We start from the raw sequence: 23,948 nt of genomic DNA on the forward strand, positions 1-23,948 counted from the left end.
CTTCGGGGGGAGATACCAAACCGCCTCATGCTGCGTTGGTTGGAGACCGTCGTGGTGAGCGATGAGGAAAAGGCGTACGAGATGCGTCAGGTAGGGGACGGGAAGGCGAGCGCAAGCGAATCACTGATGAAGTGTCGAAACTTTCAAGTGGTATCAGAACCGGGGTGTGGTCGTGACCCTGGGATGAGCCTGGCGGACACCCGGCTACTGGCCAGGCGGTACCCGGCATGAAGGTGACGCGAGCCCGTTCTGCTGCTCTCGCATGGAACGTGGGAAGGCGTACCCCGATACCGCTGTTCGCGGGGTACGGGCAGCGACAGGAAGCGCGCACAAGTGGCGGAAACCATGAGGCGCTGAGTACCGTCGCGGGGCATGTCAACGGCACGTGAATCCTGGTTCTGGCACGGTTTCCGTGATTTGGCCCGTCAGGTCAGTCGGCGAGTAGGACGCGTTTGCGGAGCAGGTCGGGTTTGGCGCGGCCGAACATCTGACGTTTGAGCATCTTCAGGCGGTTCACATGGCCTTCGACGATCCCGCTGTTCCACGGCAGGGTGAGCCCAGCGGTGACCGCGTCCAGATCACGGCGCAAACCGCGGACGAACGAGTGAAGTGCTGGCTGGTCGTCGGCGTCGACGGCGGTCATCCACGCCTCCAACTCGTGACCGCGTCGGTCACACATCATGGCGGCGAAGGAGCGAACGTGGTTGGCCAATGCGGCCAGGTGGGAACTGGCCGCGAGAACAGCGTCCAGCTTCTGCTGGGCAGTCCCGTCCATGGTCGGCGGATCGGTCATGATCCAGCCGACGACACGACGGACTGAGGGCGGCTTGCGCGGCGGCTGGGGAGCACACGAGGTCGTGCGGAACTGGCTTAAGTATTGGCGCACCAGGGTTTGGCCGCCGCGATAGCCGCGTACGGTGATCTCAGCGAACAGGGCGGTGGCGTTGGTGCAGCCCTCGTTCCAGCGCTGGTGCAGGTACGGAGCGAACGGCTCAAGGACGCTGGTCCGACGCCCAGTTCCATTGCGGGTCAACAACTCTTCGACGCCCTCGGCCCGCGCGAAGCGGCGGACGGTGCCGCGCGAGAGACCAAGCCGCCGGCAGATTTCCCTGATCGCAGTGCCGTCAGCTAAGAGCGCATGCACGGCCGCGTGCCGTTCGCGCTCGAACAGCCCACCGATCCGACCGGACTGCCGAGGCAACCGGTGCCGCGGGAGGCGGGTCCCCGGCTGGGTCAGGTTGCCCGTCACTGTCGGCCTGGCCTTCCGTGCTGCTGCTGGTGACGACGGTCACGGCGGCGGTCAAGCAGTCCTGGTGTCTGGCCACGGAGCGCTCGACGGCCTCGGCCAGGTTGTTCCAGATGTGCCACCGATCGGCGACCTGGATGGCGTCTGGTGCGCCGTCGCGAGCGCCATCGGCGTAGGCGCTGGCTCGGTCTCGGCAGACGATCTGCACGCCGGGATGGGCGCGCAGCCACTCGGCCAGTGTCTGGGCGGTGCGGTCGGTGAGCAGGTCGACCGGGCGGTGCGACTCGATGTCGACCAGGAGCGTGCCGTAGTGGTGACCTCGACGCAGGGCGAAGTCGTCCACGCCGAGCACTCTCGGTGTGGATCGGTCAGGGTCGGGAAGGCCACGAAGGATCCGAAGCAGCGTCATCCGGCTGACCGATGCCGCCAAGTGCCGAGTCAGCCGGGCGCCGGCACGGCCACCGAGCGCTAACGCGACCGCGGCCAGCGCCCGCTGCAAGATCGGAGTCCGGCGGGCGTGGCGGGATGCCAGCTCGGGTACCTGTTCGGCGAACGTCTTCTTGGTGCACTCGGCGTTGTCGCAGAACAACCGTCGTACTTGCAGCCGGATCAGCACTTCCTGACCTGCGGTGGCGGTGTCGGACAGATGGCGGTTGTAGCGGCTGTGCACTCTGCTCGAGGCAGTCCCGCAGCCAGGGCACGGCGCTGGCGTCTGGTTGGTGTGTGCCTCGATGCGCACCGCTGGCCCCGTCGTCCGCACCGCTTCGATCTGCACCTGGCTCAGGTGCGGCCAGAGAACCCGAACCACATCAAGATCAACGCACGTCACCCGTGATCAACCACCAGGCGGCTGGCGCGAGGGCCGGGCCCATCACGGAAACCGTGCCAGAACCTGAATCCTGATCCAGTGTGGACGCGCGAAAATGGACCCACTCCCTGACAGTAGGGAGTGATCAACGTGGAGGACTGGGCGGAGATCCGCCGGTTGCATCGCGCTGAGGGCATGCCGATTAGGGCGATCGCCCGCAAGCTCGGGCTGGGCCGCAACACGGTGCGCCGGGCGTTGGCCGCTGACGGGCCACCGCGGTATCAGCGGCCGGCCAAGGGCTCGATCGTGGACGCGGTCGAGCCTCAGATCCGGGAGTTGCTGGCGGCCTGGCCGACGATGCCGGTGGCGGTCATCGCGGAACGTATCGGCTGGCAGCGTGGCATGACGGTGCTCAAAGACCGGGTCCGGGAGCTGCGGCCGGTGTTCACGCCACCGGACCCAGTCTCGCGGACGGTGTATCAGCCGGGCGAGTTGGCGCAGTGTGACCTGTGGTTCCCGCCGGTGGACATCCCGCTCGGGTTCGGCCAGGTCGGGCGGCCACCGGTGCTGGTGATGGTCTCGGGCTATTCGCGGGTGATCACCGCCCGGATGATCCCGTCCCGGCAAAGCCCGGATCTGCTGGCTGGGCAGTGGGTGCTGATCCGAGGCTTCGGGCGGGTGCCCAAGGCGCTGGTCTGGGATAACGAGTCCGCAGTCGGATTCCGCAAGGCTGGACGTCCGGTGCTGACCGAGGCGATGAACGCCTTCCGGGGAACCCTCGGTGTTGAAGTGATCCAGTGTCGCCCGGGTGATCCGGAGGCCAAACAGTTGACATCAGACTGCGCTCCTTGTGGTTGATGTGGTGGTTGTTTTGCCAGCCGGGGATGGTTTGCGGGGTGGTCGTCCGCGTCGTGGGCGGGCGAGGTCGGGGCTGGGGAGTTGGTAGAGGTACTCGTTCTTGTCGTTGGCTCGGCGGCCGGTCAGCAGTCCGGCGTTGCGCCAGGTCTTGACGGTGCTGAGGCCGACTCCGAGGTGGCGGGCGATGTCGTTGAGGGTGAGCAGTCCTTCCTCGCGCAGGCGCTGGGTGTGGCTGCGTAGTTGGTAGGCCTTTCCGATTTGGCGGATGAGCCGGGCGTGCAAGGGCTGGCCGGTGCCGCTGACCATGCCCTTGCTGGTGAGGATGGCGGCGATCTCGGAGTCGGTGTGTTCCTCCAGCAGGGTGTCGATCGCCGAGACCACTTCGGTCGGAGTCTGGCGGATTTGCCATGAGGCCAACGGGAGCGGCAATGTCAGGGTGTGGTCCTGGCCTCCTCGGAGTCTGATGTGGACGGTGATGTTGTCGGTTCGGGCGAGGGTGATGTCGGTCAGCAGCAGGCGGGCGATGCGTTTGCGTTCCCGCATTGGGGTGGCCGGGTTGTTCCAGAGTGCGGGGAAGTCTGCGGCCAGTGCGGTGACGGCGTCGCGCTGTGTTTGGCTCAGTGGACCGGTTTGCCCGGTGCGGGCGCGTTGATAGGTGTCGGTGGCTTCGTTGAGTTCGCGCAGTGTGGCGTTCCAGGCGGCTTCGAGTTGGTCGGCGACCAGCCGGTTGGCGGGGTCGACCGCGAGGTAGCGGCGGCGGGCCAGGTCTGCGTGGTATTGGGCGCGCTTCACGGCGGTGGCGCGGATGCGGTCAGCCTCGTCGGCTCGGGCGGTGAGCTCGTCGGCGACCGCGAGGGCGGTTTCCAGCGCCAGCGGAGTGACAGTGTCGAGGAGAAACCGGCTCACCGCGGCGTCGATCCCGGCGCCGGGGATGCGTTGGCAGATCATCTTTCCGTGCTGGATGCCCTCGGATTGGCAGACGTATTCGGGGACGTGGTTGCCTTTGCGGGTGTGGTAGCGCACGGTCATCCGGCCGCCGCACTTGCCGCAGATCACCAGTCCTTGCAGCAGGGCGGGGCCTTCGCGGGGTGGGCTGGCGCGGCGGTCGTTGCCGTGGGCGGTGGCGTTGGCGGCCAGGCGGGCCTGGTTGGCCTCGAACTGTTCCCAGCTGATGTAGCCGGGATGGGAGTCGGTGATCAGCACCGTCCACTCCTCACGCGGCAGGAGACGAGTGGTCGTCGTGCCGCCGGGGCCGCGGCCGTGCGTGTGACGGCCGTAGAAGAACGCACCGGCGTAACGCGGGTTGTGCAGTACTTGCAGGACGCGGGAGTGCTGAAGCTGGCCCCAGACCAGCTCGCCCTTGCGCGGGCCTGTTTTCAGTCTGCGGGGGAACAGCAGACTGTCGGCGGTGAATGCCTTGACCACGGCCAGCGCTGAGCCGGTGGCGGTGAACGTGCTGAACACGCGCGCCACCGGCCCCTGGACACTGGCATCGGGGTCGAGCACGACGTTGCCGACGGGGTCATAGACCAGGCCGACCGGCAGCGGCTGGACCAGTTCGCCGCGTCGGGCCTTGGACAACACCCCGCCCCGCAACCGCGCTTTGAGGAAATGCAGTTCAGCTTCCTATGCGAACCCGTCCGTTATGCCGACCTGGCGGGGGAAGTTGTTTGCTCCCAGCAAAATCTGGCTACCAAGTTCGTTATAGTCACAGACCGTTGAGGAACGCGAGGATGGTGTCGGGGGGTTGGTAGCGGCCTGGTGGTGCGTCGCGGGGTGCGGTTCGGGCCAACGCCCGCTCCTTGAGTGCAAGATCGGCATGGATGTAAACCTGCGTGGTGGCCGTGTTTTCGTGTCCCATCCACAACGCGATGACGGAGATGTCAACACCGGCGTGGAGCAGCCGCATCGCGGCGGAGTGCCGCAGGACGTGAGGTGAGATCTTCTTCTCACCCAAGGTGGGACAGGATCGCGCTGCAGTGGCTGCATGTATGGAAACCCGGCGCTGCAAGGCATCCCGGCTCATGGGGCCGCCGCGGCGGGTCGGAAACAACGGGTCGGCAGGCAAACCAGCGCGTTCGGCAAGCCAGGCACGAAGCACCATGACGGCGCCAGCGGTGAGTGGGGTAATCCGCTGTTTTCTGCCCTTGCCCAGACAACTGACGTGCGCGCCGGTGCCCAGGTGGAGATCACTGATCCTCAGGCGGGTGAGTTCGGTGGCGCGCAGCCCGGTCTGGCAGGCCAGCATGAGCAGGGCGTGGTCGCGGCGTCCGGTCCAGTTGCTCGGGTCCGGGGCGGCCAGCAGCGCGGTGATCTCGTCCTCGGTGAGGTAGGTGATCAGGGTGCGGTCGAACCGTTTGGGTGGGATTGCCAGGACCCGCTGGATGACCGCGGCCTGGTCGGGATGGTGCAGCGCTGCGTAGCGGAACAGCGAGTGGATGGCTGCCAGTCGGGCGTTGCGGGTGCGGACGCTGTTGCCGCGGTCGGTTTCCAGATGGGTCAGGAACGCGCCGATCAGCGGAGCGTCCAGATCGGTGATGTCCATAGTGGAGGGTTGTTTGCCGGTCTGTTTCTCGGTGAAGATCAGCAATAGCTTGGCGGTGTCGCGGTAGGCGGCGATCGTGTGGCCGCTGGCCTGGCGTTGCCGGGCCAGTCGGTCGGTGAAGAATGCTTGCAGGGTCGGGGCCAGAGTGCCGCTCATGCGCCACCTGCCAGGTGTTCGGCCAGGCGCTGCCCGGCCAGGGCCATCAGTTCCGGTGCGGCAGAGAGGTACCAAAATGTGTGTTTCGGGTCGGTGTGGCCCAGGTAGGTCGACAGCCTGGGCATCATGGCCGGGATGTCGGCGCCCTGGCGGTACCAGTCCAGCACGGTCGCGACCGCAAAACTGTGCCGGAGGTCGTGGATTCGTGGCCGGCAGGACGCTGAGCGGCGTGTGATCCCGCACCCCTCGGCCAGGCGGGCGAAGACAAGGCTGATGTTGCTGTGTAGCAACCGTGTCCCCCTGCTGGAGAGCAACAGTGCTGGGCTGGCCGGTCGTGGCAGCCGTTCCTGCCGACACTGTCGATAGCGGGTCAGGGCTCGCATCGCGCTGGGGTGCAAGGGAACCAGGCGGTGTTTGCCGAACTTGGTGTCACGCACCATCAGCAATTCGTGCTCGACGTCGAGATCCTCGTCATCAAGGGCGATCGCTTCACTGATCCGCAGGCCGCTGATCGCCAGCAGGCTGATCAGGCTTTGGTAGGTGGCGGCCCGAAGGCGCGGACGCAGCATGGCCGCGGCCTGGATGAGTGACCGGATCTCAGCCTCGGAATACAAGTACGGAGTAGCCCGGCAGGGCCCCACGGCGTGGATCACCCCGGCCGGCGGAACCTCCACACAGGGGTCAAGGCTGTGCAGGTAGGCGGCGAAGCCGCGCACCACGCTGACGCGGATCGCCAGCCAATGCAGGGATGTCCCAGCGGGTAGCGTCGCCCAGGCCAACGCGTTCTCGGTGGTGATGGTGTCGATGCCGTCGTGTTCGAGGTAGTCGACGAACTGACCCAGCAAGCGGCCGGCGTTGGCCAAGCGGAAACCCACAGCGCGACGCAAATCCAAGTAGTCCGCGAGCGCGCGGCGCAGCGGGGGACGTGACTGTGTCATGCCGCCTCACCTGGCCAAGGCCGGGCCAGTGCCCGTAGCGCCTCGGTATCAACCTTCGCGTAAATCGCGGTGGTCAGCGGGCGAACATGTCGTAGAGCTTGGCCGATGTCGCTCAGCGAGCCACCTCCACGCAGCATGGCGGTGGCCGCCGAGTGCCGCAGCCGATGAGCGTGCACCACGCCAATACCAGCCCGTCGGCCCGCGGAGGCCACCGCAGTCGTGACAGCGCCGGTGCTCAACGCCCGATACGGAGCCTGCGCACGAACGAACACCGTCCGGCCCTGGGCAGCGGCAGGGCGTCCGTTGCGCAGATAGGCGACGATCTTCTCCCCGACATCAGCCGGCAGCGGCATCCGATCACGCCGATTACCCTTGCCCCACACCGTGATCTCACCGAGTCGCCAGTCGATGTCGTCTAATCCCAACGCGGCGACTTCACCAGCGCGCAGCCCGAGCCGAAACAGCAACGTGAGGATCGCCAGATCCCGCCGCCCTGTCGAGGTCTGCTGATCACACGAGGCCAGCAACGCGACCACCTGGTCGGCTTCCAGCGCTTGAGGCAGACCTCTCAGCGTCCAGCCCGCTACCGAAGGCACGGCTGTGGCCAGCGGCTGGTCGATGACACCTTCCAGATACAGAAACGTAAGCAGGGACCGGAGAGCCGTCACGATCCGCTGAGCAGACCGAGGCCGCTTCCGACACTGCACCACCACGAACGCGGCCACCTCACCCGCGGTCAAGCGCTCCAGATCAACGTCATCTTCGGTCTTGTTCGCCCTCTCTAGCAGGAACGGTTGTACCAGGCGCACATTCAGCGCGACCGTCGTTTGGGCCAGTCCTCGCTCAGTGGTGAGGTAGTCGCGATAGCGGACCAGTAACTGCTCCACCGGGGTTGTCGCGGCCGCAGGGACCCACGCTGAAACCACCCCCAGATGCTGCAGGTAGCCCACCAGCGGCCGCAGCGCTCGTGCGGTGCGCTCGTTGACGTAGCCGGCCGCGCGGCGGTAAACGAAGTAGGTATCCACCGTCGCGGGGGTCAACTCCGACGTCTCCAGACCCTCCCGAGCCAGCCATCGGCTCAGGTGCGCCATCAACCGCACATGCGCCGCCGCGGTCAGCGGCGTGTAACCCAATCGCTCCAGCTCAGCCCGGTAACCATCAGCATAAGGAGCTAACGGTAGGCACACCCGAGCCCAACACGGAACTGTCGTCATGACCTTCTCCTCTCCATCAAGGTGTTGAGCGAAAAGGAGACGCTGATCAAGGACGCTGATTACGCCGAACTTGGTAGCCAGATTTTGCTGGGAGCAAACAACTTCCCCCGCCAGGTCGGCATAACGGACGGGTTCGCATAGGAGGCCTTATGTGGACGTCCACATAAAGCTTCCGACATCGTCCCTTTGAGACCGAGCAGGAGCCGGTCGTTGAAGTTCGCCGGGTCATAAAGGCCGTCCTCGTCGAGGATGAGGGTGCCAGCCAGCGCGCAGATCTCCAGTAACCGGTGCCAGTCGGTGTTGTTGCGGGCCAGCCGGGAGACTTCCAACCCGAGCACGATCCCGGCGTGTCCCATGCCGACCTCGGCGACCAGCCGCTGGAACCCCGCCCGGTCCGCGGCCGAGGCGCCGGACTGGCCCTGATCGGTATCGATGACGATGATCTGCGACTCGGCCCAGCCGAGTGCGACCGCCCGGCCGCGCAGCGCGTACTGCCGCGCGGTCGACTCGGTGTTGGACAGGACCTGTTTCAATGTGGATTGGCGGACATAGAGATAGGCGTCACGCCGCAGGTGCTCGTGGGTGACCTTGCCCGCCGTGCTGGCGGCGCTGGTGTTCACAGTCTTCTCCTTGATCGCGTGGGGGTTGATCGTGTTCGGGCCGCAGAGCAGCCAGTGCCATCCCGGCCAGCACCCGCACCAACTCGGCGGCCTGGCCGCTCGGCGCGGCCTTCGATGACGCGGGATGGTTTTCTGGTTTCTGTTGCTGGGCAACGGAAATCTGATGTTGAACGGACATCCAGGCGGCCATGCCGCGCCTGGCCAGCACGCCCCAGCCCCGCCGCCATCCCTCAACATCGCCCGACAGCACGGCCGCACGCAGCTGTTCGTATCGCGCGGCCGTGTCCGCGCTGTGGGCGGGGATGTCAGGGGCTGCTTTTAGGCCGCTCCTTGGGTTCGTCGCGTCGACGGGTCAGTGCCCGCTCGATCGAGCGAGGGTGCACCCGCGTCCCGAACCGCTCGTGGATCAGGTCGGCCAGCGCGGACGACCGCAGCGCGGGGTCGGCGGCCAACAGTGCCTCGAGGTGGTCGACGATCTCGCTGGTGAGTTTGCGCGGGCCCTTGGGCCCAGGTTTGCTGGGAACCAGGGCGGCGGGCCCGCCCTCGGCGAGAGCCGCGGCTGTCTGATAGTAGGTCTGGCGGGAGAACCCGAACGCCGCCGCCGCGGTCGCCACCGGCTGTCCGTCGACCTCGACCCGGCGCACCATCTCGTACTTGACCTGCATCAGGTCACGGGAATCGAAGAACTCCGAGTCGGTGAACCGCGCATCGGTCACCGACTCCGGACGCGGGTTCAACGTCCGTGACTCATGCAACGCCTCGGCCTTCGGGTCCGTCCGCCGCCCACCCATTCCCACTCCATCACCGTGATCTTGTCCAGCTAACTTTGACGCGATGAGCGGTGACCCTAGCGACCTCAAGTCGTGTTTCTCCACTGATACAAGCACTATTCACTCAGTCGAGTGGGCGCCTACAGACACGACAGGACATCATTGCGGCGTAGTTATCTAGACACCTGCGGCATAGACTGGTTGACACGTGAGCCAGGCCCAACGGTCAGGGGCGCAGGCTCGAGAGCACGTCGGCCAGTGCGAGCAGGTCCTCGGCGCGGAACGGTGAACGGCCGGCCGCCAGCACCACGAACGGATCCGGCTCCACCACGTCGGTCCAGGCCGCGGGCAGAGACTTCAGCTCGCCGCGCTCGTCGTGAAAGCAGACCCGATCCTCACCCCAGTTGTTGCGGCGCGCCACGAACTCGAACTCCCGCCCGCACAACGGGTGAAACGGGTGCGTCACCCGCACAACTCGTTGCTCACCGACTCCATCGGGTGCATTCGACGACTCGGTCCAAGGGGCTGATCGAGCGGGCCCATGACTATCTGGAGCGCTCGTTTCTGCCGGGCCGTGGCTTCACCTCGCCGGCGATGTTCAACACGCAACTCGGTGATTGGCTGGCGACGGTGAACACCCGGCCCCGGCGAGCGTTGGGCTGCGCCCCGGCCGAGCGGATCACCGCGGATCGGGCGGCGATGCTGACCCTGCCGCCGGTCGCGCCGGCGGTCGGCTGGCGATGCTCGACGCGGCTGGCGCGGGATCACTACATCCGGTTGGACAGCAACGATTATTCGGTGCATCCGGCGGTGATCGGCCGCCGGGTCGAGGTCATGGCGGGCCTGGCCCGGGTGCGGGTGCTCTGTGACGGGAAGGTCGTTGCCGATCACGAGCGGATCTGGGCCTGCCATCAAACGATCTCCGACCCGGATCATGTCGCTGCGGCGAAGTCGTTGCGGCGTAGGCGACTCGGCGCGCTACGGCCGGCACCGGAGCCGGAGGTCGAAGTCCGTCGTCTGTCCGATTACGACACTGCGTTGGGTGTCGAGGGCGTTGATCGTGCCGATGGTGGGGTGGCGTGATGCCCACTCGAGCTACCGCGACGAAGACCACCGGCCGGGACCTGGCCGCCGAGGTGGCCTATCTGACCCGGGTGTTGAAGGCGCCGACGCTGCGTGAGTCGGTGGACCGGCTGGCCCAGCGGGCACGGGCCGAATCCTGGTCGCACGAGGAGTTTCTGGTCGCCTGCTTGCAGCGTGAGGTGTCCGCACGCGAGTCGCATGGCGGTGAGGGTCGGATCCGTGCCGCCCGGTTCCCGGCGCGTAAATCGTTGGAGGAGTTCGACTTCGACCACGCTCGAGGTCTCAAGCGGGACGTGATCGCCCATCTGGGAACGCTGGATTTCGTTGCTGGCAAAGAGAATGTGGTGTTCCTCGGTCCACCCGGTACCGGCAAGACGCATCTGGCGATCGGGCTGGCGATGCGGGCCTGCCAGGCCGGGCACCGGGTGGCGTTCGCCACCGCCGCCGAGTGGGTCGCCCGGCTGGCCGAGGCCCATCACACCGGTCGCTTGCAACAGGAATTGGTGAAGCTGGGCCGAATCCCGCTGCTTGTCGTTGATGAAGTGGGCTACATCCCGTTCGAACCCGAAGCGGCGAACCTGTTCTTCCAACTGGTGTCCTCCCGATACGAACGGGCCAGCTTGATCGTCACCAGCAACAAGGTCTTCGGCCGGTGGGGCGAGGTGTTCGGCGACGACGTGGTCGCCGCAGCCATGATCGACCGCCTCGTCCACCACGCCGAGGTCATCGCCCTTAAGGGCGACAGCTACCGGCTCAAGGACCGCGACCTCGGCCGCGTCCCCGCCGGCACAACCGAAGAGTAGAGATCAATTCCCGTGCAGGGGGTCAACATTCAGATGCCGAAGAGTGGTCATGATTCAGGTTCTGGCACGGTTTCCGTGATGGGCCCGGCCCTCGCGCCAGCCGCCTGGTGGTTGATCACGGGTGACGTGCGTTGATCTTGATGTGGTTCGGGTTCTCTGGCCGCACCTGAGCCAGGTGCAGATCGAAGCGGTGCGGACGACGGGGCCAGCGGTGCGCATCGAGGCACACACCAACCAGACGCCAGCGCCGTGCCCTGGCTGCGGGACTGCCTCGAGCAGAGTGCACAGCCGCTACAACCGCCATCTGTCCGACACCGCCACCGCAGGTCAGGAAGTGCTGATCCGGCTGCAAGTACGACGGTTGTTCTGCGACAACGCCGAGTGCACCAAGAAGACGTTCGCCGAACAGGTACCCGAGCTGGCATCCCGCCACGCCCGCCGGACTCCGATCTTGCAGCGGGCGCTGGCCGCGGTCGCGTTAGCGCTCGGTGGCCGTGCCGGCGCCCGGCTGACTCGGCACTTGGCGGCATCGGTCAGCCGGATGACGCTGCTTCGGATCCTTCGTGGCCTTCCCGACCCTGACCGATCCACACCGAGAGTGCTCGGCGTGGACGACTTCGCCCTGCGTCGAGGTCACCACTACGGCACGCTCCTGGTCGACATCGAGTCGCACCGCCCGGTCGACCTGCTCACCGACCGCACCGCCCAGACACTGGCCGAGTGGCTGCGCGCCCATCCCGGCGTGCAGATCGTCTGCCGAGACCGAGCCAGCGCCTACGCCGATGGCGCTCGCGACGGCGCACCAGACGCCATCCAGGTCGCCGATCGGTGGCACATCTGGAACAACCTGGCCGAGGCCGTCGAGCGCTCCGTGGCCAGACACCAGGACTGCTTGACCGCCGCCGTGACCGTCGTCACCAGCAGCAGCACGGAAGGCCAGGCCGACAGTGACGGGCAACCTGACCCAGCCGGGGACCCGCCTCCCGCGGCACCGGTTGCCTCGGCAGTCCGGTCGGATCGGTGGGCTGTTCGAGCGCGAACGGCACGCGGCCGTGCATGCGCTCTTAGCTGACGGCACTGCGATCAGGGAAATCTGCCGGCGGCTTGGTCTCTCGCGCGGCACCGTCCGCCGCTTCGCGCGGGCCGAGGGCGTCGAAGAGTTGTTGACCCGCAATGGAACTGGGCGTCGGACCAGCGTCCTTGAGCCGTTCGCTCCGTACCTGCACCAGCGCTGGAACGAGGGCTGCACCAACGCCACCGCCCTGTTCGCTGAGATCACCGTACGCGGCTATCGCGGCGGCCAAACCCTGGTGCGCCAATACTTAAGCCAGTTCCGCACGACCTCGTGTGCTCCCCAGCCGCCGCGCAAGCCGCCCTCAGTCCGTCGTGTCGTCGGCTGGATCATGACCGATCCGCCGACCATGGACGGGACTGCCCAGCAGAAGCTGGACGCTGTTCTCGCGGCCAGTTCCCACCTGGCCGCATTGGCCAACCACGTTCGCTCCTTCGCCGCCATGATGTGTGACCGACGCGGTCACGAGTTGGAGGCGTGGATGACCGCCGTCGACGCCGACGACCAGCCAGCACTTCACTCGTTCGTCCGCGGTTTGCGCCGTGATCTGGACGCGGTCACCGCTGGGCTCACCCTGCCGTGGAACAGCGGGATCGTCGAAGGCCATGTGAACCGCCTGAAGATGCTCAAACGTCAGATGTTCGGCCGCGCCAAACCCGACCTGCTCCGCAAACGCGTCCTACTCGCCGACTGACCTGACGGGCCAAATCACGGAAACCGTGCCAGAACCAGGATTCACCCGTCGGCGACAGTCTTCCTCATCGACTTCGGCACCGTCTGGTTCGCCCGTGGTAGGCGTGGTCGCCCAGCTCTCGACCTGCACAAGCGCGTATTTCGTGTGCCTGCTTGCGACTTGGAGCGCCAACGCGTTCGACGCTGTCAGAAGGACCTTGTGCGGGTTGGTGAAATCGAATCGAGGGGACTCGAACAGCCCTCGCGATTCGACGCAGAGATGACCGTAGTCAATGCCGGTGACCTCATGCACGGAAGTCAGAGGTTTCTGTTCCACGAAAGTAAAACCTAGCAGTCACAGTACTTCAGGCCGGTAAACCACTTCAGGGGTACATGGCCGCGTCTGTTTGAATGCTGCGGTGACCATCGCTGTCGGCGTCTTCGAGCTCTTCACGTACGCGATCCCGGGTTCGCTCTACGTCACCCTGCTCACCTACATCGCGACCCGCGCTCACTGGATGGACCTGGCCGCGATGCTCCGATCACCTGCGTTCCTGCTGGTGATCGCGGTCGTCCTGCTGAGCTACCTGCTCGGCTACCTTGCCTACCCGCTCGGTCTGCTCGCACACAAGATCGTCCCGAAGCGCCGCAAGCGAAACGCTCGTGAGGAGTTCCTGCGTCGCAACCCGGCGGCGAAGGGCCGTCCTTTCACCAAGGCCGATCCGTTCCTCCTACTGGCCGCTATTCAGCTGCAGGACCAGGAGGTCGGCGCTGACGCGTCCCGGGTCCGAGCAACCGGCCTGATGCTCAGAAACTGTGCACCGCCGGTCTTTTTCGGGGCGGTCACGGCCATCGTTGAGTTGATCGTCGGACGCAATGCCGTCGCTGCCATCAGTTGTGCCGTACTGTTTCTCGTGAGCTCGATCGCTTTGGTTGTCCAAGGCCGGATGCTGACTCATTGGGCGAGCTTGCGCACATTTGAGGTGGCGTTTTGGATTCCGGAGATCGATGACAAGTTTCGTCCGTAACATGGGGTTATGACCGAACGCAACCGTCCGACATCTCCTTCGAGACATGGGTCGACCGGCAGGTCAGGATGGCGCAGGAACGCGGCGACTTCGACAACCTGCCTGGCGCGGGCAAACCGTTGCCCGGTGCGGGCAAGCCGGTGGACGAGGACTGGTGGCTGAAGGACTACCTCAAGCGCGAAGGGCTGACCTCGGACACCTTGCTGCCGACGCCTTTGCGGTTGCGCAAGCAGATCGAGCGGTTGCCGGAGGCCGTGCGTGAGCTGAGGTCCGAACGGGAGGTCCGCGAAGTTGTTGCCGACCTCAATGCCGAGATCGTCGCGTGGTTGCGGGCGCCGTCAGGTCCGATCATCGTCCGGGTTGGGCGGGTGGACGTCGAGGAGGTTGTGGCGCGCTGGTGGGAAAGCCGTCCGAAGCCGCCTCCGGCAGACCATCAGCCGAAGCGGCGGTGGCTTCGGCGCGGCCGGAAACCCTGAGTTTGGCGTAGAGGCTCGACAGATTGTTGCGCACGGTCTTGGGCGCGACGTGCAGTTCACGTGCGATCGCGCCGGTGGACAGCCCGGCGCGCAGCAGGCTCATGATCTGGTTTTCCCTGATGGTCAGCTCGTTCGTGCCACTGAGCAGTGAGCCGATTCGGGATGCGATTCCGGCGCCGAAAATGACCTCGCCCGCAGCCATGCCACGGATCGCGGGCGCGATGCTCGCTTTTTCGGTGCCTTTGACCAGGTAGCCGCGGGCGCCTGCTTGCACGGCTGTCCGGATCGATGTGTCGTCGTCCAGCGTGGATACGACCAGGACCGCGGTGTCGGGGGCGGCGCGCACGACGTCTCGGATGGTGTTCATTCCGGCGTCGTGCGGATCCAGAACGAGCACGTCAGGGCGGTGCTGCAGGACCGCGCTCAAAGCCTGCGGGCCGGTGCTGACGCTGCCGACGATGGTAATTCCGTCCGAAGTGGACACTGAAGGACTGCGGTCGGCGATCACCACCGTCACGGGAGGTAATCGGTCGCCGGTCATGTCCGGAATTCTTACCTTGCCGATTGCAGTTTCTTTGCAGTGCATGATCGGCGCGCATTCTGGCTGCTGAGTGGTCACGCTCCCTATTCGGAGCCGGGCCCCGCGCGGCGTGGTGCGTCACCCGAATGCCGGACGCAGCGCGCCGACCAGCTTGCCGATCATGTCCAAGTACTCGGCCTTCAGCTGCGGTTTCGCTGATTCCGCCGCGTCGGCCAGCGTCATGCCCGCTGCCGTCAGCATGCCGAACACCAACCGGGTCGTGGTCTCCAACGGATGCCGGACCAAGTGGCCTGAGTCCATCAGGCCACTGAGCAATCGCTGGATGAAGCCGTACGCGAGCGCCTCTTCCGCCGCGAGCCATTGCGGCCAGCCGAAGGCGATCGGTCCTTCCTGCCAGACGACCTTGCCGTAGACCGGATCGCAGCAGTGCTCGAGGAACACGTCCAGCGCGTAGAAGGCCGCTTCCCATGGATCGGTTGCCTTAGCGGCAGCTTCGGCGGACTCCTGCATCGCTGTGTGTTCCAGCTCTTCGAAGACCGCCTCGAACAACGCCGTCTTGCTGGCGAAGTGGTGGTAGATCGCGCCGCGCGTCGCCTGGATGTCGGCGGCGATGTCCTCGAGTGCCGTTTTGGCGAAGCCTTGCTCGGCGAAGCGGCGGGTGGCCGCGGCCAGCAGTGCCGCCCGTGTGGCCTGTGAGTACTGCTCGCGCCGGCTGGCAACCCTGGACATGCGCAAAGCATAAGACATACGCTGCGTATGTGACCGACACGGCGTATGTGGGAGGGGTTATGTCTGAGCAGGAGAGAGTCTGGTTCAACCCGTTCTTACCTGGGTTTTTCGACGATCCGTACCCGCACTACAAGCAGCTGGCCACAGAGCACCCTGTCCAAGATCACCCACTTGGCTTCTGGCTGTTGACCCGGTACGACGACGTGCTCGCTCTGCTGAGGGCGGGTCAGTCCGTCGAGATCCGCAACATGTCCGGCCAGCAGCAAGACCCGGCTGCCGTGTTGAACGCGTCGATGCTCGATCGCGATCCGCCCGACCACCCGCGGCTGCGGGCGCTCGTGACGAAGGTGTTCACGCGGCGCGCGATCTCCGCGCTGGAGCCGCGGATCACCGAGCTGGTCGATGGCGCGCTCGACAAGATGGCCGAGCGGGGGAGTTCGGACCTGGTCGAGCAACTGGCGTTCCCGCTGCCGTTCGCGGTGATCTCCGAGATGCTCGGCCTGCCGCAGATCGACAACGCCCGGATCCGTGACCTGTCCGGAACTCTCGTGCAGTCGCTCGAGGTGGTCGCGGACGAGGAGACTGCGCGCGCGATCGGCGACGCCGCCGCCGAGTTGCAGGCGCTGACCAGGGATCTGGTCGCGTGGAAACGAGCCAATCCAGCTGACGATCTGCTGACCGCGTTGATCGCGGCGGAACACGAAGGCCAAGTTCTCAATGAGGACGAGTTGGTCTCACAGGTGGTTTTGTTGTATGTCGCGGGCCACGAGACGACCGTCAACCTGATTGCCAACGGGACCTTGGCGTTGCTGCGTAACCCCGATCAGTTCGCGTTGCTCAGGCAACAGCCGGACCTGACGGCCAATGCCGTTGAGGAGTTCCTGCGCTACGACTCCCCGGTGCAGCAGACCCGAAGGATCATGATCTCGCCGTACGAGGTCGGCGGTTTCGAGATCCCGCGCGGCGCTTTCGTGGTGGCGTGTCTGGCGGCGGCCAACCGTGACGAGAAGGTCTTCGGTCCGGACGCGGACAAGCTGCGGCTTGACCGCAAGGAAGCCCGGCACCACCTGTCATTCGGCGGCGGGCCACACCATTGTCTCGGCGCGGCGCTGGCGCGGCTGGAAGGTCAGATCGCGATCGGCCGGATGGTACAACGATTCCCTGACCTGGCCGTTGATGGGGAGATCGAGCTGAACAACCGTATCAACCTGCGCGGCCTGAACAAACTGCCGGTCAAGGTTCACGCCACCGTGCACGGCTGACGGTCGCGAACAGTCCCAAAGGGACAGTGAGCGCGGCGGCGATGAAGAAGATCGTGCTGTACGCGCCCGCTTCAACCAGTCCGGCGACCGCTGCGGCGGCCACGGCACTGCCCGCGAACAACGCGGTGGCGAACAGGGAGATCATGGTGGCGCGTGCGTCCGGCACCACCTCGGTCGCCCATGTCTGGAGCGACGAGTGCATCGCCGTCCACGCCAGTCCTAGGAGAATGGCGGCGATGACCGTGATCCAAGGCGATTGCTCGATTGACAACAGCGCGCACGCGAGAACGCCCGCGCTCGCGCCAATGCCAATGAGCTTCGCGGGATGCCATCGGCTGGTGAGCTTGACGACCAACCGTGTCATGAGGAAAACCGCGATGCCGTACACTGCGGTCACGGCTCCGGCGATCGTTGGCGTGGCACCCGACTGTTCGACCGCGGGCGGCAGCAACGTCAGAACACCCAGCAACACAATGCCTTCGGTGAACGCCAGCAACAGTACGAAGACCGCCGCCTTTGTCCGGCCAACCGAGGCTATGGCCTTGACGACGCTGCTGCCTTTACGGGTCAACGGCGGCTGCTCCAGCTTGCGCAGCATGACGACGAGAGCGAGGGACGCGATCCCGGTTGCGATGAACGCGGCACGCCACGTGACGAGATCAGCGATCAGACCGGCGCCGATCGATGCCAGCCCGATGCCCATGGCCGTGCCGACCATGAGGCGCGTGATCTCCGGCTGACGCTCCTTGGACGGGACCGTGTCACCGAGGTAGACGAGACTCGCCGGGTAGGCCGCGCCGAAGAAGCCGCCTGCCAGGCCCCTGGTGATCGCGAGCCACAGGGGATTGCCGACGAAGGCCGCGGCGATCGTCGAGACCGCCGCGGCGAGCATCGTCAGCCGCATCGTCCTGACCAGGCCCAACGCATCCGAAACAGTGCCCCAAACCAGCTGCATCAGGCCATAGACCAGGAAGTACACGCTGGCCGCACGGACCACTTCGGACAGTGAAGCAGCCATGTCGGTGGCGATGGAGATCAGCATCGGCGGCATCACGAATCGGTCGAGCGTGCTCACAAACGTTGTGAGCTGCAACAGCCTGATCGCCCGCATAAGCCGACGCTACTGCACGAACAATCGATTGCAACAGAGATCTACTTCACCCCACCTGTGGCCCAACCCCCGGAGCGAAGCGACGGGTTACGGCGCGACAGCGCGCGTGTCCACCATTCCTTGTGGTGAGTTGAACGCGCGAGCGGCGCACGGCGGCGACCAGCGGGGCTGGTAGCGAGTCGAGCAGTTTGACTCACCATGAAGGAATGGTGGACACGCGCTAGGGCGGAGCAATGAAAGAAGCCCTGAAGTGAAAGCCCCGAAGCGCAGAACGCCAAGCTGGAAAGTAAGAAAAACCAGCAAGCAACGGTGGACACACCCGTCAGCAAAGGTCGACACCAATGCCGCTTAGTTAAGCGGGTGGTGAGTGGTGCGGAGACATGAAATATTTCTGTCTCCTGTGGATCGATGACGTGTACGGCTTCGGAGAAAACCCCTTGTAGCGCATGGAAATAGTGGCGTATACGTTGCTCATGTGACCGTGCCCGCCACACCATCCCGGCGCTTCACCGACGGGATCAGTATCGGTGTTCTCACACGTTTGTTGGATCGTGATCTGGTGGACGAGGTGCTGGCCGACACGGGTCGACGGGAGAAGCGAACACGGTTGCTGCCAGCCAGGGTGGTTGTCTATTGGGTGTTGGCGCTATGCCTGTTCTTCGAAGACAGTTATGAAGAGGTGATGCGCAAGCTGGTCAACGGTCTGCGGTTTCTGGGTACCTGGCGGGATGACTGGCATGTGCCGACCACGAGTGCGCTTTCCCAAGCACGCCAACGGCTGGGTGCGGAACCGTTGCAGGTCTTGTTCGAGCGGGTCGCGGTGCCGATGGCTCGGCCAGGCACGAAGGGAGCCTGGTTTCACGGGTGGCGGGTGATGGCCGTGGATGGGCTGGTGCTGGACGTGCCGGATACTGATGACAACGTCGCGGTGTTCGGTAAGAAATCGCATGGTGGTGGGGAAAGCCCGTTCCCGCAGGTGCGCGTCGTCGGCTTGGGCGAGTGCGGCACCCATGCGATCGTGGCCGCGGCGATCGACTCGTGGCGGGTCTATGAGCGCGAGTTGCTGACGCGCATTCTGGATGATCTCGAGCCGGGCATGCTAGTGGTGGCTGATCGTGGTTTCTTTGGCTATGAGTTGTGGAAACAGGCGACCGAGACCGGTGCTGATTTGTTGTGGCGGTTGAAGAATAGCGTTGAGGTGCCGGTGCTGGAGTGGTTGCCGGATGGCTCGTTCCGCTCGGAGTTGTTGCCCAGACAGGTCAAGGTGGATCTCAAGCGTGGCAAGCAACGCACCGTGCGTCCAGAGATGCGGCTGCCAATCCGCGTGGTGGAGTACATGGTGACCAACCGTGGTGATCAGCCCGAGACGATCCGGTTGATCACCACGATCATGGATCACGAGTTGGCGGCCGCGGCGGAGCTAGCGGCGTTGTATCGGCAGCGATGGGAGTTCGAGTTGACACTGGACGAGGTCGAAACCCATCAGATATCCCATAGCAGGGTGCTACGGTCGAAATCGGCCGATCTAGTCCGGCAAGAAATCTGGGCTCTGCTGCTGACACATTACGCGGTGCGGGATCTGATGCATGAGGCCGCAGATGACGCCGGACCTGATGATGGGCTGGATGTCGACGAGCTGTCGTTCGTTCGCAGCCTCAACGCTGTCCGCCGCCAGGTTACCAACCAGGCGGGTTTTTCCCCTCATCGCCTGAAGAGGGCGATCATCGAGACGTGTGAAGAGATCAGACAACGCCGCACCCGTGGACGTCGACATCGCTCGTATCCCCGAGTGGTGAAACGAAGTCAGGTCGGTGACAAGCTCATCAAACGCCCAAACCACATCGGCGCACGTTACGACAAACCGGCTGAGCTGCACGTCTTCAGCAAGATCGCTTAACTAAGCGGCATTGAGGTCGACACGGTGTGCCGGAACGGTGGACACGGTGTGCCGGAACGGTGGACACGCCGTTCAGGAACGGTGGACACGGCGTTGGTCTACGTCATTTGTCGCGATCGATCCGGGTCATCGGGTCCTGGTTCGGGCTCTGGTCGCAGGCGTGAAATGGGAACGATGATCCGGGTGCTGATAGTCGACGACGACCTGCGGGTCCGCTCAGCGCTGCGTGCTTTCCTCGGCGCGCATCCCGGATTCGATGTGATCGGCGAGGCCGCGGGATCCGAGGCCGCCCTTGAGATCGCTCGCACGCTCGGCCCGCATGTCGCCGTCGTCGACGTCCACCTGCCTGAGCTGGACAACGGGCTGGAGCTCGTACACGACCTCGGGGAGATGAAGGTTCCGGTCGTGGCGATCAGTCTTGATCTCGCCGCGCGGCACAGTGCGCTGGCGGCTGGTGCTTCGCGGTTCCTCGACAAGGCGAGTGTGCCCGAGTTTCTCCTCGATGCCCTGCGACAGATGACGTAGCCGGCCCACGACAGAGGTCATATTCGACATTGCCGCAACGGATCGGACGATTTCGGTCGACTGTCCGATGAATACCGCTGTGATGAAGAGCACTGTGATCGGCGGGAGGCTGAGATGAACGCGATGATCGAGATGACCAAGCTGTTCTACCAGCGCCCTCAGCCCGGAGCGCCGGACGAGACGGTCGCCGAGTGGTACCGGGCAAAGGGCCGGATGCATGAACGGCTCGCTGAATGCGCAGGTCAGGACGCGGCGCAGGAACGTGCGTACGCCGCGGCAAGCTACGAGCACGCCCGCAGGCTCGAACTGCGTGCGGTCTCGTACCGGACCGAGTAGGCGGCAGGACGTCCGTGCTGGCCGGCAGGCTCGCCGCCGAAGACGCGGCGGAACGAGCCGACCGGCTGTCCCCCGATGACCGGCTCACGTGCCACGTGCACGGCAGATGGATCCACCAATCGTGTCATCGCCACTGCATGCTCACCCGGTCACGCGCCACCGCTGGTGCCGTGACTGCGCAATGGTCTTGACCGTCACCGTCGACGAACTGGCCCGGACAGTCGCGATGCGCTGTCCGCGCTGCGGCGGAGGAAGTAGTGCCGCCACCGTCCGGCTTTTGGCCGCATGCCAAGCAAGCCTCGCCGCCGCGCAGGCGGCCTGATCAAGCAGAGGTGTGCAGACGATGACTCTGAGCGATACCGCAGTGCAGGCCACCGGCGGGGTGGTCGAGAAGGCGTTCACGATATTGGAAGGCTGGGACCACCGAGGCGAAACCCTTGGCGTGTCCGAGCTTTCCCGCAGAACCGGGTTGCCGAAGTCGACCAGCCACCGGCTGCTCGGCATCCTCGAGGCGGCAGGCGTCGTCGAACGCCTCGCCGGCACGTACCGGTTAGGCGATCGGATCCGTGGCATCTCCGGCGTGCTGAGCGCGGGGATTCCGGCTTACCTGCGTGAAGTAAGCCTGCCGTTCCTGCAGGACCTGTACGAGCTGACGCACGAGACCATCCACTTGGGAGTCCTTGACGGCGTGGACATCCACTGTGTTGAGAAGATCTACGGGCACCGCCGTGCACCGGTGTGTTCCCGGGTCGGTGGGCTGCTGCCAGCGCATTCGACCGCGCTGGGCAAGGTTCTGCTTGCGTATTCACCAATGGCGACGCAACGCGCGATCCTGACTTCCGAGCTGGCGACGTACACGCCAGCCACCATCGTGCAGCCGCTGCGGCTCGCTGCCGAGCTCAGGACCGTACGGCAGCAAGGGCTCGCTTACGACCGTGGGGAAACCCACCCTGAGGTGAAATGTGTCGCCGCGCCGTTGGTCAACGCGAAGGGCCGCGCGATCGCCGCGATTTCGATCAGCGGTCCCGCGGGACGCTTCCAACCGGAGGCCGTCGTCGAGCGGCTTCGTCGCGCCGCCCGCGCGGCTTCGGTTGTGCTGGCGTCGAAACGGGCCAGCGTCGCTTAATGCGTATGCCGGGCCTGGGAATCGGGCCCGGCATACGACCTAGATCCCAATGCCGCTTAGAGGGCATCTGATCTTAAAGATCTTTCGGTAATAGGGTGAGTCGTTGCGGGTGATTCGCCTTGCCTGGTAGGACAATCGTGGTGTGCCAGAACCGTCACGATCGGCCGGCCAGCGTCGGAAAGGCCGTAGCAGCAAGAAAGTAGCTGCCCGCCGTGATTTTGAGGCGTTGCGAGAACGTCGGATGCGGGCAGCGGAGATGTTCGACCGCGGCAAGCGGCAGGTCGATGTGGTGGTGGAGTTGGGAGTCTCGGCGCAGACCGCCTCACGGTGGCACCGGGCGTGGTCGGCCGGCGGACGGCAGGCATTGGCCGGGGCTGGCCGTGCCGGGCGGCTGCCCAAGCTGACCGACGAGCAGGTGGCCGAGGTGGCCGGCGCGCTGGCGCAGGGACCGAAGGCGAACGGATTCCCGACCGACATGTGGACACTGGCACGGGTGGCCAAGGTCATCGAGAAACTCACCGGGGTGCGGTACTCGCAAACCCAGACCTGGACGATCCTGCGCGAGCGGCTGGGCTGGAGCAGGCAGCGTCCCGCCCGCCGCGCCACCGAACGCGACCAGGAGGCCATCGACAGGTGGGTGAAAAAGGAGTGGCCACGCATAAAAAAAGCGCCCGGCGCCGAGGGGCCTGGATCTGCTTCCAGGACGAGTCCGGATTCTCCCTGCTGCCCGTAGTACGGGCCACCTGGGCGCCACGCGGCCAGACACCGGTGCTGACCCACCGGTTCTCCTGGAAACGCCTGTCGATGTCCGGCGCGCTGGCCTACCGACCCGACCGCAGCGAGGCGGTGTTCGTGTTCGGCATCAAAGAAGGCGCCTACAACACCGCCTCGCTGATCGAGTTCCTCACCGCTCTGCACGAGCACCTCGACGGCCAGAAAGTCACCCTGATCTGGGACGGCCTGCCCGCCCACCGATCGAACGACATGAAGGCATGGCTGACCACCCAACGACACTGGCTGCACGTGGAACCGTTGCCCGGCTACGCCCCCGACCTCAACCCGATGGAAACGGTATGGGGCAACGTCAAAGCACGCGAACTGGCCAACTTGTGCCCCGACACCCTCGACGAAGCCCACACCGCCGCGCAGGCCGGCCTGGAACGCGTCGGCAGCAGCTACCAACTGTGCTTCAACTTCCTCGACCACACCGGCCTTTCCCTATGACATAACTCACTCAAATACCGAAAGGTCTTTAGTTAGGCAAGAATGTCTGCTTTGGGTGGATCGTTTCGCCAGGTTTGGGTGGATTCCCCGGTCAGGGTGCGGCTCATTATGTTAGTCATCGCCCAGTGGACCATCGTGCGCGACCGCTGGGGCAGGGCTTCGTAGTCGCGCGCGAGTCGGCGGTGTTGCATCAGCCAGCCCAGACTGCGCTCCACTACCCACCGCCGGGGCAACACGTGGAATCCCTTGGCAGAAGGGCGTTTGACGACCTCAACCCGGATACCCCGCTGGGCTCCATGACGGATGACTGTGTTGTTGTAGCCACCGTCCACCCATGCCGCCGACACGGTCGGATGCGCAGCGGCGAGATGATCGAGAACCTGTTGCCCGCCAGCGGAATCCTGCACCGACGCCGCGGTCACGATTACCGCCAGCAGCAGGCCGAGCACATCGGTGGCGATGTGCCGTTTGCGGCCCTTGATCTTCTTGCCCGCGTCGATACCCTGACTGGATTCGCTGACATTGCAGGAGGTTTTCACGCTCTGCGAGTCGATGATCGCCGCCGTCGGGGCAGCAGCGCGGCCTTTCGCGACGCGGACTTGGTCACGCAACAGGTCATGCAGCGTTTCCGTTGTGCCATCGGCTTCCCACTTGGCGTAGTAGTCATAAACCGTCTTGCAGGGCGGGAAGTCGTGCGGCAGATACTCCCAGGCGATCCCGGTCCGGCACACGTACAGGATCGCGTTCACGATCTCCCGCAAGTCATGCACGCGCATCACGGTTCCCGGCCCACGCCGGGCAGCACGCCACGCCGTCAGCGTTGGCTCGATCAACGCCCAGCGAGCATCGGACAAGTCGCTGCGGTACGCACGCCGGGACCCCACAAGTTGATCAAGGTATCAGCCGTC

The 23,948-nt window shown here is 65.2% G+C and carries 23 protein-coding genes and 7 pseudogenes; 15 read left to right on the forward strand and 15 right to left on the reverse strand.

Translation table 11 applies throughout. The annotated features are described in order from the left end of the window. Positions 1–430 precede the first annotated feature (430 nt). From LWC34_RS58750 to LWC34_RS10650, 3 genes and pseudogenes are all read right to left on the reverse strand, one after another. Positions 431–793, reverse strand: coding sequence for a transposase (locus LWC34_RS58750; protein ID WP_372496530.1), 363 nt, complete (start codon positions 791–793; stop codon positions 431–433). A 267-nt stretch (positions 794–1,060) separates the two neighbouring features. Then, positions 1,061–1,144 (reverse strand): annotated as a pseudogene (locus LWC34_RS58755) (helix-turn-helix domain-containing protein); the annotation flags it as partial. Beyond that, the gene (locus LWC34_RS10650; protein WP_233724833.1) at positions 1,125–2,075 is read right to left on the reverse strand and encodes an ISL3 family transposase; all 951 of its coding nucleotides are present in this window, start codon (positions 2,073–2,075) and stop codon (positions 1,125–1,127) included. The pseudogene LWC34_RS58755 and the gene LWC34_RS10650, both read right to left, overlap by 20 nt. A 120-nt stretch (positions 2,076–2,195) precedes the next feature. Here LWC34_RS10650 and LWC34_RS10655 point away from each other — a divergent pair. Next, positions 2,196–2,885 (forward strand): annotated as a pseudogene (locus LWC34_RS10655) (DDE-type integrase/transposase/recombinase); the annotation flags it as partial. 3 nt (positions 2,886–2,888) lie between these two features. Here LWC34_RS10655 and LWC34_RS10660 read toward each other — a convergent pair. The 7 genes from LWC34_RS10660 to LWC34_RS10690 form a co-directional block, all read right to left on the reverse strand. After that, positions 2,889–4,493 (reverse strand): recombinase family protein, encoded by a 1,605-nt coding sequence (locus LWC34_RS10660; RefSeq protein ID WP_233724834.1) that lies wholly within the window; start codon positions 4,491–4,493, stop codon positions 2,889–2,891. A gap of 127 nt (positions 4,494–4,620) precedes the next feature. Further along, entirely contained in the window at positions 4,621–5,613 is a 993-nt protein-coding gene (locus LWC34_RS10665; protein WP_233724684.1) for a tyrosine-type recombinase/integrase, read from the reverse strand. Beyond that, the gene (locus LWC34_RS10670) at positions 5,610–6,551 is read right to left on the reverse strand and encodes a tyrosine-type recombinase/integrase (protein WP_233724685.1); all 942 of its coding nucleotides are present in this window, start codon (positions 6,549–6,551) and stop codon (positions 5,610–5,612) included. Before LWC34_RS10670 ends, LWC34_RS10665 begins: the two co-directional genes overlap by 4 nt. Next, the gene (locus LWC34_RS10675; protein ID WP_233724686.1) at positions 6,548–7,765 is read right to left on the reverse strand and encodes a tyrosine-type recombinase/integrase; all 1,218 of its coding nucleotides are present in this window, start codon (positions 7,763–7,765) and stop codon (positions 6,548–6,550) included. The genes LWC34_RS10670 and LWC34_RS10675 overlap by 4 nt, the downstream gene beginning before the upstream one ends. A gap of 59 nt (positions 7,766–7,824) precedes the next feature. Continuing rightward, positions 7,825–8,385, reverse strand: a complete 561-nt coding sequence (locus tag LWC34_RS10680; RefSeq protein ID WP_233724835.1) for a recombinase family protein — start codon at positions 8,383–8,385, stop codon at positions 7,825–7,827. A 305-nt stretch (positions 8,386–8,690) separates the two neighbouring features. Continuing rightward, entirely contained in the window at positions 8,691–9,176 is a 486-nt protein-coding gene (locus tag LWC34_RS10685; RefSeq protein ID WP_233724836.1) for a helix-turn-helix domain-containing protein, read from the reverse strand. 205 nt (positions 9,177–9,381) lie between these two features. Beyond that, positions 9,382–9,621, reverse strand: a complete 240-nt coding sequence (locus LWC34_RS10690; protein WP_233724837.1) for a DUF5372 family protein — start codon at positions 9,619–9,621, stop codon at positions 9,382–9,384. A gap of 53 nt (positions 9,622–9,674) precedes the next feature. Between LWC34_RS10690 and LWC34_RS10695 the strand changes: the two are divergent. From LWC34_RS10695 to LWC34_RS10710, 5 genes and pseudogenes are all read left to right on the forward strand, one after another. After that, positions 9,675–10,238, forward strand: a pseudogene (locus LWC34_RS10695) (Mu transposase domain-containing protein); the annotation flags it as partial. Then, positions 10,238–11,041: an IS21-like element helper ATPase IstB gene (gene istB / locus LWC34_RS10700; protein WP_233724838.1), complete on the forward strand. Its 804-nt coding sequence runs from the start codon at positions 10,238–10,240 to the stop codon at positions 11,039–11,041. The pseudogene LWC34_RS10695 and the gene istB, both read left to right, overlap by 1 nt. A 121-nt stretch (positions 11,042–11,162) precedes the next feature. Then, positions 11,163–12,113: an ISL3 family transposase gene (locus tag LWC34_RS10705; RefSeq protein WP_233724833.1), complete on the forward strand. Its 951-nt coding sequence runs from the start codon at positions 11,163–11,165 to the stop codon at positions 12,111–12,113. Next, positions 12,094–12,177: pseudogene (locus tag LWC34_RS58760) on the forward strand (helix-turn-helix domain-containing protein); the annotation flags it as partial. The gene LWC34_RS10705 and the pseudogene LWC34_RS58760, both read left to right, overlap by 20 nt. Positions 12,178–12,204: 27 nt before the next feature. Then, a complete protein-coding gene (locus tag LWC34_RS10710) occupies positions 12,205–12,807 on the forward strand; it encodes a transposase (RefSeq protein ID WP_372496532.1) in 603 nt (200 codons plus the stop codon). Here the strand turns inward: LWC34_RS10710 and LWC34_RS10715 are convergent. After that, complete coding sequence (locus LWC34_RS10715; protein WP_233724839.1) at positions 12,793–13,122, reverse strand: hypothetical protein; 330 nt, start codon at positions 13,120–13,122, stop codon at positions 12,793–12,795. The two genes, LWC34_RS10710 and LWC34_RS10715, sit on opposite strands and share 15 nt — an antisense overlap. 82 nt (positions 13,123–13,204) lie before the next feature. On the opposite strand from LWC34_RS10715, the gene LWC34_RS10720 reads away from it, so the two are divergent. Both LWC34_RS10720 and LWC34_RS57975 read left to right on the forward strand, forming a co-directional pair. Further along, the gene (locus LWC34_RS10720) at positions 13,205–13,813 is read left to right on the forward strand and encodes a hypothetical protein (RefSeq protein ID WP_233724840.1); all 609 of its coding nucleotides are present in this window, start codon (positions 13,205–13,207) and stop codon (positions 13,811–13,813) included. A gap of 32 nt (positions 13,814–13,845) precedes the next feature. Continuing rightward, positions 13,846–14,289 carry a DnaJ family domain-containing protein gene (locus LWC34_RS57975; protein WP_308200085.1) on the forward strand — a complete coding sequence of 148 codons (444 nt, stop codon included), beginning with the start codon at positions 13,846–13,848 and terminating at the stop codon, positions 14,287–14,289. Positions 14,290–14,320: 31 nt separating this feature from the next. Here LWC34_RS57975 and LWC34_RS10730 read toward each other — a convergent pair. Continuing rightward, positions 14,321–14,875: pseudogene (locus LWC34_RS10730) on the reverse strand (response regulator); the annotation flags it as partial. Positions 14,876–14,947: 72 nt separating this feature from the next. Continuing rightward, complete coding sequence (locus LWC34_RS10735; protein WP_233724842.1) at positions 14,948–15,559, reverse strand: TetR/AcrR family transcriptional regulator; 612 nt, start codon at positions 15,557–15,559, stop codon at positions 14,948–14,950. A gap of 59 nt (positions 15,560–15,618) precedes the next feature. Between LWC34_RS10735 and LWC34_RS10740 the strand changes: the two genes are divergently transcribed. Continuing rightward, positions 15,619–16,821 (forward strand): cytochrome P450, encoded by a 1,203-nt coding sequence (locus LWC34_RS10740; protein ID WP_233724843.1) that lies wholly within the window; start codon positions 15,619–15,621, stop codon positions 16,819–16,821. Here LWC34_RS10740 and LWC34_RS10745 read toward each other — a convergent pair. Then, positions 16,793–17,932: an MFS transporter gene (locus LWC34_RS10745; RefSeq protein ID WP_233724844.1), complete on the reverse strand. Its 1,140-nt coding sequence runs from the start codon at positions 17,930–17,932 to the stop codon at positions 16,793–16,795. The two genes, LWC34_RS10740 and LWC34_RS10745, sit on opposite strands and share 29 nt — an antisense overlap. 475 nt (positions 17,933–18,407) lie before the next feature. On the opposite strand from LWC34_RS10745, the pseudogene LWC34_RS10750 reads away from it, so the two are divergent. The 6 genes and pseudogenes from LWC34_RS10750 to LWC34_RS10775 all read left to right on the forward strand — a co-directional run. Beyond that, positions 18,408–19,634 (forward strand): annotated as a pseudogene (locus LWC34_RS10750) (IS4 family transposase); the annotation flags it as partial. A gap of 369 nt (positions 19,635–20,003) precedes the next feature. Continuing rightward, positions 20,004–20,354, forward strand: a complete 351-nt coding sequence (locus LWC34_RS10755) for a response regulator (RefSeq protein ID WP_233724845.1) — start codon at positions 20,004–20,006, stop codon at positions 20,352–20,354. Positions 20,355–20,468: 114 nt separating this feature from the next. Next, positions 20,469–20,690 carry a hypothetical protein gene (locus LWC34_RS10760; protein ID WP_233724846.1) on the forward strand — a complete coding sequence of 74 codons (222 nt, stop codon included), beginning with the start codon at positions 20,469–20,471 and terminating at the stop codon, positions 20,688–20,690. A gap of 343 nt (positions 20,691–21,033) precedes the next feature. Beyond that, entirely contained in the window at positions 21,034–21,816 is a 783-nt protein-coding gene (locus LWC34_RS10765) for an IclR family transcriptional regulator (RefSeq protein WP_233724847.1), read from the forward strand. A 241-nt stretch (positions 21,817–22,057) separates the two neighbouring features. After that, positions 22,058–22,450, forward strand: a pseudogene (locus LWC34_RS10770) (winged helix-turn-helix domain-containing protein); the annotation flags it as partial. Beyond that, positions 22,390–23,040: an IS630 family transposase gene (locus LWC34_RS10775; protein WP_235729257.1), complete on the forward strand. Its 651-nt coding sequence runs from the start codon at positions 22,390–22,392 to the stop codon at positions 23,038–23,040. The pseudogene LWC34_RS10770 and the gene LWC34_RS10775, both read left to right, overlap by 61 nt. A gap of 32 nt (positions 23,041–23,072) precedes the next feature. Here LWC34_RS10775 and LWC34_RS10780 read toward each other — a convergent pair whose 3' ends face one another. Continuing rightward, complete coding sequence (locus LWC34_RS10780; protein WP_233722595.1) at positions 23,073–23,924, reverse strand: IS5 family transposase; 852 nt, start codon at positions 23,922–23,924, stop codon at positions 23,073–23,075. Between the last annotated feature and the right edge of the window lie 24 nt (positions 23,925–23,948).

The sequence above is a fragment of the Kibdelosporangium philippinense genome, from assembly GCF_021390435.2.
GTDB lineage: Bacteria > Actinomycetota > Actinomycetes > Mycobacteriales > Pseudonocardiaceae > Kibdelosporangium > Kibdelosporangium philippinense.

What these genes read in the sequence shown, in the direction of transcription:
- LWC34_RS10755 (WP_233724845.1), top strand. Translation starts at nt 20,004, where the DNA reads ATGATCCGGGTGCTGATAGTCGACGACGACCTGCGGGTCCGCTCAGCG.
- istB (WP_233724838.1), top strand. Translation starts at nt 10,238, where the DNA reads ATGCCCACTCGAGCTACCGCGACGAAGACCACCGGCCGGGACCTGGCC.
- LWC34_RS10685 (WP_233724836.1), bottom strand. Translation starts at nt 9,176, where the DNA reads ATGGGTGGGCGGCGGACGGACCCGAAGGCCGAGGCGTTGCATGAGTCA.
- LWC34_RS10675 (WP_233724686.1), bottom strand. Translation starts at nt 7,765, where the DNA reads ATGACGACAGTTCCGTGTTGGGCTCGGGTGTGCCTACCGTTAGCTCCT.
- LWC34_RS10670 (WP_233724685.1), bottom strand. Translation starts at nt 6,551, where the DNA reads ATGACACAGTCACGTCCCCCGCTGCGCCGCGCGCTCGCGGACTACTTG.
- LWC34_RS10760 (WP_233724846.1), top strand. Translation starts at nt 20,469, where the DNA reads ATGAACGCGATGATCGAGATGACCAAGCTGTTCTACCAGCGCCCTCAG.
- LWC34_RS10740 (WP_233724843.1), top strand. Translation starts at nt 15,619, where the DNA reads ATGTCTGAGCAGGAGAGAGTCTGGTTCAACCCGTTCTTACCTGGGTTT.
- LWC34_RS10745 (WP_233724844.1), bottom strand. Translation starts at nt 17,932, where the DNA reads ATGCGGGCGATCAGGCTGTTGCAGCTCACAACGTTTGTGAGCACGCTC.
- LWC34_RS10735 (WP_233724842.1), bottom strand. Translation starts at nt 15,559, where the DNA reads ATGTCCAGGGTTGCCAGCCGGCGCGAGCAGTACTCACAGGCCACACGG.
- LWC34_RS10765 (WP_233724847.1), top strand. Translation starts at nt 21,034, where the DNA reads ATGACTCTGAGCGATACCGCAGTGCAGGCCACCGGCGGGGTGGTCGAG.
- LWC34_RS10665 (WP_233724684.1), bottom strand. Translation starts at nt 5,613, where the DNA reads ATGAGCGGCACTCTGGCCCCGACCCTGCAAGCATTCTTCACCGACCGA.
- LWC34_RS58750 (WP_372496530.1), bottom strand. Translation starts at nt 793, where the DNA reads ATGACCGATCCGCCGACCATGGACGGGACTGCCCAGCAGAAGCTGGAC.